General features: G+C 71.8%; 7 protein-coding genes. 2 read left to right on the forward strand and 5 right to left on the reverse strand.

Features of this window, described 5'->3' with window-relative positions; all coding sequences use genetic code 11:
* The first annotated feature begins 280 nt into the window (after positions 1–280).
* Positions 281–1,495 (forward strand): acetyl-CoA C-acetyltransferase, encoded by a 1,215-nt coding sequence (locus Q0L15_RS07355; protein WP_296603306.1) that lies wholly within the window; start codon positions 281–283, stop codon positions 1,493–1,495.
* A gap of 128 nt (positions 1,496–1,623) precedes the next feature.
* Positions 1,624–2,118, forward strand: a complete 495-nt coding sequence (locus Q0L15_RS07360; RefSeq protein WP_296603308.1) for a MarR family transcriptional regulator — start codon at positions 1,624–1,626, stop codon at positions 2,116–2,118.
* Positions 2,119–2,240: 122 nt separating this feature from the next.
* On the opposite strand, the gene ettA is transcribed toward Q0L15_RS07360, so the two are convergent.
* From ettA to Q0L15_RS07385, 5 genes are all read right to left on the reverse strand, one after another.
* Positions 2,241–3,923 (reverse strand): energy-dependent translational throttle protein EttA, encoded by a 1,683-nt coding sequence (gene ettA, locus Q0L15_RS07365; protein WP_296603309.1) that lies wholly within the window; start codon positions 3,921–3,923, stop codon positions 2,241–2,243.
* Between the two features lie 84 nt (positions 3,924–4,007).
* Positions 4,008–4,427: a single-stranded DNA-binding protein gene (gene ssb / locus Q0L15_RS07370; protein WP_296603311.1), complete on the reverse strand. Its 420-nt coding sequence runs from the start codon at positions 4,425–4,427 to the stop codon at positions 4,008–4,010.
* A 150-nt stretch (positions 4,428–4,577) separates the two neighbouring features.
* Positions 4,578–6,233 (reverse strand): GTPase, encoded by a 1,656-nt coding sequence (locus Q0L15_RS07375; protein ID WP_296603312.1) that lies wholly within the window; start codon positions 6,231–6,233, stop codon positions 4,578–4,580.
* 71 nt (positions 6,234–6,304) lie between these two features.
* The gene (locus tag Q0L15_RS07380; RefSeq protein ID WP_296603314.1) at positions 6,305–8,032 is read right to left on the reverse strand and encodes a dynamin family protein; all 1,728 of its coding nucleotides are present in this window, start codon (positions 8,030–8,032) and stop codon (positions 6,305–6,307) included.
* On the reverse strand, positions 8,029–8,743 hold a 715-nt coding region (locus Q0L15_RS07385; protein WP_296603315.1), incomplete at its 5' end, for a PrsW family intramembrane metalloprotease. The genes Q0L15_RS07380 and Q0L15_RS07385, both read right to left, overlap by 4 nt.

The following is an 8,743-nucleotide window of genomic DNA, read 5'->3' on the forward strand; positions in this document are numbered from 1 at the left end:
GTCCGCGAGCGCGCCGAGACGCTGGTGGCGTCGTACGACGGCGTCCTGCTCGCGGCCCTGCTGCGGCCGGCCGACGAGCGCCCCGAGTTCCTGGCCCGGTCCCTCGAGCTCATCGGCGAGCAGCTGTCCAGCGCGCCCGGGGCCTGAGCACACCCGCCTGGGCACGGAGGTGTCGCTGAGCGTGACGAGCGTCTCGTCCGGAGCTCGAGAACACGGTCTAACCTGGCCGGGCACCTCGACCCACCTCCGATCCCCGTGATCACGACCAGATGGAGCACGCATGCCCGAGGCAGTCATCGTTTCCGCCGCCCGCTCCCCCATCGGGCGGGCCAACAAGGGCTCCCTGAAGGACTTCCGGCCCGACGACCTGAGCGCCCTGATCATCAAGGCGGCGCTGGACAAGGTCGAGGGCCTCGACCCGAACACCGTCGACGACCTCTACCTCGGCTGCGGCCTGCCCGGTGGCGAGTCCGGCAACAACATGGCCCGCATCGTGAACGTGCTCAACGGCATGGACGACGTCCCCGGCGCCACGGTCACGCGCTACTGCGCCTCGTCGGTGCAGACCACGCGGATGGCCTTCCACGCGATCAAGGCCGGCGAGGGCGACATCTTCGTCTCGGCGGGCGTCGAGACGGTCTCCCGCTTCGCCAAGGGCACCTCCGACCACTGGCCCGACACCAAGAACCCGCTGTTCGGCGAGGCGATGGCGCGCACCGAGAAGGCCGCGGAGGGCGGCGTCGACTGGCACGACCCGCGCGAGGACGGCCTCCTCCCCGACGCCTACATCGCGATGGGCCAGACCGCCGAGAACGTCGCGCGGCTGCGCAAGCTCGACCGCAAGGAGCTCGACGAGTTCGGTGTGCGGTCGCAGAACCTCGCGGAGAAGGCGATCAACGACGGCTTCTGGGCCCGCGAGATCACCCCGGTGACCGCACCGGACGGCACGGTCGTGTCCCAGGACGACGGCCCGCGCGCCGGCGTCACCTACGAGGCGATCTCCCAGCTCAAGCCGGTCTTCCGTCCCGACGGCGTCGTCACCGCCGGCAACTGCTGCCCGCTCAACGACGGCGCTGCCGCTGTCGTGATCATGTCCGACACCAAGGCGGCCGAGCTCGGCGCCAAGCCCCTCGCGCGGATCGTCGCGACCGGCGTGAGCGGCCTGTCCCCCGAGATCATGGGGCTCGGGCCGGTCGAGGCGACCAAGCGCGCGCTGGCGAACGCCAAGATGAGCATCGGCGACATCGACCTGGTGGAGATCAACGAGGCCTTCGCCGCCCAGGTCGTCCCGTCCTACCAGGACCTCGGCATCGACCTCGACCGCCTCAACGTCAACGGCGGCGCGATCGCCATCGGTCACCCCTTCGGCATGACCGGGGCCCGGCTGCAGAACACGATGCTGAACTCGCTGGACTGGCACGACAAGACGACCGGTCTGATCACGATGTGCGTGGGCGGCGGCCAGGGCATGGCGCTGATCCTGGAGCGCATCTGACCCCTCGCACGACCCCCGGACGCCCGGCCGCGCACGCGGCCGGGCGTTCGTGTCCCCGGGCGGAGGTCACACCCTCGATCAGCCGAAGGACCCCACGGGGGCCCACGGCGACGACCTACACTGCCGGGGTGAGTGACATCGGGGGTGACCAGACGCGGTGGCTGGACGACGATGAGCAGCGCTCGTGGCGAGCCCTGGTCATGGGGATGACCCTCCTCCTCGACCGGCTCGACGACGACCTGCGTCGCCAGTGCGACCTCTCCCTGGTCGAGTACGAGATCCTGGTCCGCCTCTCCGAGGCCGAGGACCGGCGCATGCGGATGGCCCACCTCGCCGACGCGCTCGCCCACAGCCGCAGCCGGGTGACGCACACCGTCGCGCGGATGGAGCACGCCGGCCTGGTCGTGCGCATGAGCTCCCCCGACGACGGCCGCGGGGTCGTCGCCACCATGACGGACAAGGGCTTCGACCTGCTCGAGCGGATGGCGCCGCTGCACGTCGAGGGCGTCCGCACCCACCTCGTCGACCTGGTGTCCCGCGAGGACTTCCAGGCGGTCGGCCGGGTCATGAACGCCGTCTGCGACCACCTCGTCGAGGGTCACCCGGCCATGGAGATCCGGTAGGACGCATCAGCGGACGCACTCGAGCGGGGACCCGACGACGAGACGCCGCAGGGCGGCGACCGGAGTCACCGCCCTGCCTTCGCTTCCGGCTGTCTCGACGAGCTCGACCACCGGCGATGTGATCAGTCGCGCGTGAGGCGTCGGTGGGTGACCCGGTGCGGCCGGGCCGCCTCGAGGCCGAGGCGCTCGATCTTGTTCTCCTCGTAGGAGGCGAAGTTGCCCTCGAACCAGAACCACTTCGCCTCGTCGTCGTCGTCGCCCTCCCAGGCGAGGATGTGGGTGGCGACGCGGTCGAGGAACCACCGGTCGTGGGAGGTGACCACGGCACAGCCCGGGAAGTCGAGGATCGCGTCCTCCAGCGAGGAGAGCGTCTCGACGTCCAGGTCGTTGGTGGGCTCGTCGAGGAGCAGCACGTTGCCGCCCATCTTCAGCGTCAGCGCGAGGTTGAGCCGGTTGCGCTCACCGCCGGAGAGGACGCCGGCCTTCTTCTGCTGGTCGGGGCCCTTGAACCCGAACGACGCCACGTAGGCGCGCGAGTTCATCTCGAAGTTCGCGACCTTGATGAAGTCGAGCCCGTCGGAGACGACCTCCCAGACGTTCTTGTTGGGGTCGATGCCGCCGCGGCTCTGGTCGACGTAGGAGATCTTCACGGTCTGACCGACGGTCAGCGTGCCCTCGTCGGGCTCCTCGTTGCCGGTGATCATCCGGAACAGCGTGGTCTTGCCGACGCCGTTGGGGCCGATGACGCCGACGATGCCGGCACGCGGCAGCGTGAACGAGAGGTCGTGCATGAGGGTGCGGCCCTCGAAGCCCTTGGTGAGGCCCTTGGCCTCGAGCACGACGTCACCGAGTCGCGGTCCCGCGGGGATGTTGATCTCGGAGGTGTCGATCTTGCGGGCGCGGTCGGCCTCGGCCGCCATCTCCTCGTAGCGCGCCAGGCGGGACTTGCTCTTGGCCTGGCGGGCCTTGGGGTTGGACCGGACCCACTCGAGCTCCTTCTCGAGCATCCGGGCGCGCTTGGCGTCCTTCTGACCCTCGATCTTGAGCCGCTCCTTCTTCGTCTCCAGGTAGGTGGAGTAGTTGCCCTCGTAGCCGTGGACCTGGCCGCGGTCGACCTCGGCGATCCACTCGGCGACGTTGTCGAGGAAGTACCGGTCGTGGGTCACGGCGAGCACGGCGCCGGGGTAGCTCTTGAGGTGGCCCTCGAGCCACTGCACGGACTCGGCGTCCAGGTGGTTGGTGGGCTCGTCGAGCAGCAGCAGGTCGGGCTGCTGGAGCAGCAGCTTGCACAGGGCGACACGACGCCGCTCGCCACCGGAGAGTTTGTCGACCAGCGCGTCGGGCGGGGGGCAGCGCAGCGCGTCCATGGCCTGGTCGAGACGGCTGTCGAGGTCCCAGGCGTTGGCGTGGTCGAGCTCGGTCTGGAGGTTGCCGGCCTCCTCGTTGAGCTTGTCGAGGTCGGCGTCCGGGTCGCCCATCGCGGCGTAGAGCTCGTCGAGCCGGGCCATCTTGCCCTTGAGCTCGCCGACCGCCTCCTCGACGTTCTCGAGCACGGTCTTGCCCTCGGTGAGCGGCGGCTCCTGCTGGAGCATGCCCACCGTCGCCTCGGGGTCGAGGATCGCGTCGCCGTTGTTGGGGTGGTCGAGACCCGCCATGATCTTCAGCAACGAGGACTTGCCGGCGCCGTTGGGGCCGACCACACCGATCTTCGCCCCGTGCAGGAACGACAGCGTCACGTTGTCGAGAACGACCTTGTCGCCGTGGGCCTTGCGTACGTTGCGCAGGGTGAACACATACTCCGCCATGATCCCGAAGCCTAGTTGGCCGCCGGGCGCGGGACCTGATCGGGGGCTCGCGGCTCACCCTCGAACGCGAGCCGCCGCGTGAGATCAGGCTGCTGCTCCCTCGCTGGCGACGGCCGGAGCCGGCGCGTCGGGCACCGGCTCCTGCTTGGGCGTGCGGGTGAAGCGGCTGGTGCCGCGGGAGAGGTCGTGCCCGAGGTGGAGCGCCTCGATCTCGAAGCTGGTCACCTCGATGTTGTCGGAGTTGACCCAGAGCTTGACCTCGAGCCGACCGTGGACGACGACGGGGTCGCCGCGACGCAGCGAGGCCGCGCAGTTCTCGGCGAGCTGGCGCCAGACGTTGACGGTGTACCACTGGGTCGTGCCGTCGGACCAGTTCTCGGTGCGCCGGTTGAACCGGCGCGGCGTGCAGGCCAGCCGGAAGTTCGCCACCGGGGCGTCGCCGGCGCGGCGCAGCGTCACGTCACTGCCGAGCCAGCCCTGCAGGGTGATGAGGGATTCGGTCATGGAGGTCTCCTTGCCTCGGTCGGGGCTTTCCCACAACGAGGCTGCGGGCGCGCGCCGACAACCGCGGCTCGCGAAGACCGACGCTGTGGAGACCGCGGTCGGAGCGGCGGTTGTGGATGGAGAGCGGGTCGAGGACCCCCGCGGCTCGACTCAGGCCAGCGCGCGGCTGAGCCCGTTGCGGACCGCGGTGTACGCCGCCAGCTCGATCTCGACCTGGTCGACCACGAGCTCGTGCGAGACCTCGGCGACCGCGCCCCGCAGGCGCTCGTCCGCCTCGTCCGCCCGGGCCCGGGCGGCCTTGGTGACCAGCAGCCGGCAGACCAGTCCCAGCACGATCCCGCCCACGAGGCCGCCGATCAGCAGCACCAGGGCCCAGGCCACCCCGGCCACCTGGGGTGTGCCGGAGTCCTGCAGCGTGCCCGATCCGGCGAGCACAGCCGTCCACACCAGGCCGCCGAGTCCCGCGAGCAGCAGCAGCCACTGGACCACGCGCACCAGGCCCGCCCAGAACGGCAGCCTGCCGGCCTCGACGGCGGCCGAGGACAGGGCGGCATCGAGCCGGTCGCCGAGCTCGTCGAGCCGGGAGACCGAGGCGCGGTGCACGGCCTCGACCCAGGGCGCGGCCAGGCCGCTGGAGACCTCGTCGGCCAGGGTGCGCACCTCGGTGTCGACGCGCGCGCGTTGCACCTGCGCGACGCGCGGGCCGGTGGGCCGGCCCTTGCCCTGGAGCTGCCGACCCTCCGCGCCGAGGTCGAGCTCGAGGTGCTTGAGCGGGTCGGGCTTCAGGCCCGAGATCCAGCCGACCACGGGCCAGCTGGTCGCGCGGCCGATCCGCATGCGCGTCGACCGCTCGACGGCGTCGACGATCGTAGGCACACCGGCGGCCTCGGCGAAGGCGTCGTCGAGAGCGGCCACCCGCTCGGGCGAGAGCACCCGGGTCGGCGCGTCCCCGGTCGCCTCGGACAGCTGAGCCGCCGCCCCACGCACGTCCAGGTCGATCCTGGCCCGCGTGGACTGCTTCTCCGCCGCCCGGCGCGCGATCTCGGCGCGCAGCTCGGGGATCCCGGTGCCGTGGCGGGCACTCACCGGCAGCACCGGCACCCGGTCCAGCCCGTCGGCGTCGAGGAGACGCCGTACGTCGTCGAGCATCGACTGGCGACGTTCCTCGGGCACGGTGTCGATGTGGTTGAGCACCACCAGCATCACGTCCTGGTGGTCCGCCGAGGGCGCGAGGTAGCGGTCGTGGATCGCGGCGTCGGCGTACTTCTGCGGGTCGAGGACCCAGACCAGCAGGTCGGCGAGGTCGACGAGGCGGTCGACCTCGAGGTGGTGGGCCACCTCGGTGGAGTCGTGGTCGGGCAGGTCGAGCAGCACGACCCCGTCGAGCTCGGAGTCGGACCCGCGTCGGCCCGAGTCGAGCATCGAGTCACGGGTGGTCTGGTGCCGCGGCGGGATGCCGAGCCAGGCGAGCAGCTCCTCGGCGCCGTCGCGGCCCCAGACGCAGGCCGAGGCCCACGAGGTCGTCGGACGGCGTACGCCGACGGCGGAGAGCTCCAGGCCCGTCAGCGCATTGAAGGTGGAGGACTTGCCCGATCCGGTCGCTCCCCCGATCGCGACGACGGTGTGCGTCGCCGAGAGCCGCAGTCGCCCCGTCGAACGGTCGATGACGGCCTGGGCCTCAGCGACCAGACCGTCGTCGAGGCGGCCTCGCGCCGCGTAGGTCGCGGCGTCGAGACCTTCGATGCGGGCGCCGATGTCGGTACCTCGGGTGACCAGCTTCTTGGCCCCTTCGAGCAAGGACGTCATGTTCTCCCTCGACCCGGCGACAGCCGGTCCAGCGGTGGGACAGTGCACCCCCACCCTAGGGGGTCGGGTGCTCAGGTCGTGGGTTCGCCTGCCGACCTGGCCTGCTCGAACCTGCGGTCGTCGACACGCCGCGAGGCGGCGCGCAGCAGCTCGGGCGCGTCCGCGGGCAGTCCGAGGTCGTCGAGGACGGTCGTGAAGCGCGCCCGCTCGGCGTCGACGAGGACGTGGAGCCTGCGCTCGAGCGAGGCGCCCGCGTGCTCGATCATCGAGTCGACCGACTCGGCGCCGAACACCGCGTCGAGGAGCGTGCGCCCCAGGTCGTCGGCGAGCGGTGCGCGTCGCATGAACGTCGCCACCATGAGGGCCACGCCGAGCCCGTGCACCCCGTAGGCGAGGAAGCGGGCGCTGGTGCGCTTGTCGGCCCCCTCGGCCCGGACCAGCGCGAGCACCTCCTCCTGCCAGGACCGCACCTCCGACTCGGCCCGACGGCGTAAGTCGGGGGCGGCGCGCCGCAGCTCCGCGTGACGCTCGACGAGCCCGCGGCCGGCCTCGGACCCCTCCCACGCGGCGTGCACTCGCTCGGCGGCGTTCTCGGCGTGGTCGAGCACCAGCGCCTCGGCCGCGGCCTCCACGGCCAGCAGCACCCGGTCGGCCTGCTGCGGGGTGCCCTTGACGGCACTCACCACGCGGTCGCGCAGCCGGCCGACCCGCTGGTCGAGCGTGCGCAGCAGCTCGCCGGTGCCGATCAGCTCCTGCCAGCGCGCCAGCACCTCGCCGCGCAGCAGCGTCGCGTCCCCGGTCTCGGCGAGCAGCCGCTCGGTCGCCTCGTCGTACGCCGAGGCCACGGGTGCGCGCAGCTGGGCGAGCGCCTCGAGCTGGGCCGCGGCGGCCTCGGCCACGAGGTAGGTCTGGCGGGCCAGCGTGCGGATGGTGCCGTCGAGGGTCTGGCGGACCACCAGGGCGCGGGCCTCGACGTCCCCCGCCAACGAGGTCAGCCAGCCGCGGATGTCGGCGACCTCCGCGGGGTCCAGCAAGCCGGCCTCGGAGACCGGCGCCTCGTTGACGGTGAACAGCGGAGAGTCCTTGAGCCCGCGGCTCGCGAGCATCCGGGCGAGGTGGGCCGCGACGGTCTGCACGGCGTCGGCCGGCGTGCGGTCGAGCACGATCGCGACCGAGGTGGACCGTTCGGCGGCCTGCCGCAGGTAGTCCCACGGCACCTGGTCGGAGTAGCGCGCGGCCGAGGTCACGAACAGCCACAGGTCGGCCGCCGCCAGCAGCTGCGCGGCGATCGTCCGGTTGTGCTCCTCCACCGAGTCGACGTCGGGGGCGTCGAGGATCGCCAGTCCGACGGGCACCGTGTCGGAGGCGACCAGCTGGAGGGCGTGCGGGTCGTCGGTCGACCGGTCGGTGCGGACCAGGTCGGGCAGCAGCCGGTCCTGGCCGAACCAGCGGGCGTCCTCGGGGTGGTGCACGAGGACAGGTGAGCGGGTCGTGGGCCGCAGCACGCCGGAGGCGGTCACCCGGCGCCCGACGAGGGAGTTGACCAGCGTGGACTTGCCGGCACCGGTGGAGCCGCCGACGACCACCAGGACCGGCGCGTCGATGCTCATCTGTCGCGGGATGACGTAGTCCTCGAGCTGGTCGATCATCTGCTGGCGCGCCACGCGCCGCTCCTCGACGCCCGCGACCTCCAGCGGCAGCCGGGCGGCCTGCAGGGCACCGCGCAACTGCACCAGGGCGGTGAGCATGCGGGTGTCGAGCTGGTCGGTGTGCTCGCTCTCGTCACGGGAGAGAGTCATCGGGTGGGTACCACCTGTCCGGGGAAGGCGATCGACGGCCTCAGGGCCGCGATCCGCTGGAGGAACTGCTGTCCGCGCGCCGCGTAGTCGGGCGGCGGGGTGCCACGAAGGAAGCGGTAGTGCAAGAACCCGAGCTCGATCGCGGCCTGCTGGTAGTCACGCATCACCCGTTCGGCCGGTCGGCCCCCGACCTGACGTGCATAGGCCCGGCTGCGGCGGCGGGCCCCGAGATCCACCACCCAGCCGATGTCGGTCGCCGGGACCAGCCCCCGGCGCGCCGCGTCGCTCAACGCTGCCGCCAGCACCCGCCGCTCCGAGCTGCGCACCCAGACCGCCAGACCGGCCAGGGCGACGAACGCCGGCGCCATCAGCACCACGTAGGCGATCACGAAGTTGTCGAAGCCGTAGACCGTCGAGGTGTTCCAGACGGCGTGGGCGAGCACGGCACAGGCGTACCCGCCGAGAGGCCAGAGGATGCGGGCGAGGTGGCTGCGCGCGCTGACCGCGAGCCCCACCCCGATGCCGGTGAACGCGGTGAACAGGGGGTGCGCGAACGGGCTGAACAGGCAGCGCACGACGAACGTCGCCGTCAGCGCCTCGGTGCCTCCGGGTCCCGCACCGTCCGTGCCGTTGTACGCCGCGGCCAGGTAGAGGATGTTCTCGGTGAACGCGAAGCCGATGCCGACCATGGCGGCGTACACGATGCCGTCC

The sequence above is a fragment of the Nocardioides sp. genome (assembly GCF_024509035.1).
GTDB lineage: Bacteria > Actinomycetota > Actinomycetes > Propionibacteriales > Nocardioidaceae > Nocardioides.

Excerpts from the sequence above, each read along its gene's own strand:
- Q0L15_RS07355 (WP_296603306.1), top strand. The coding sequence starts at position 281 with ATGCCCGAGGCAGTCATCGTTTCCGCCGCCCGCTCCCCCATCGGGCGG.
- ettA (WP_296603309.1), bottom strand. The coding sequence starts at position 3,923 with ATGGCGGAGTATGTGTTCACCCTGCGCAACGTACGCAAGGCCCACGGC.
- ssb (WP_296603311.1), bottom strand. The coding sequence starts at position 4,427 with ATGACCGAATCCCTCATCACCCTGCAGGGCTGGCTCGGCAGTGACGTG.
- Q0L15_RS07375 (WP_296603312.1), bottom strand. The coding sequence starts at position 6,233 with ATGACGTCCTTGCTCGAAGGGGCCAAGAAGCTGGTCACCCGAGGTACC.
- Q0L15_RS07380 (WP_296603314.1), bottom strand. The coding sequence starts at position 8,032 with ATGACTCTCTCCCGTGACGAGAGCGAGCACACCGACCAGCTCGACACC.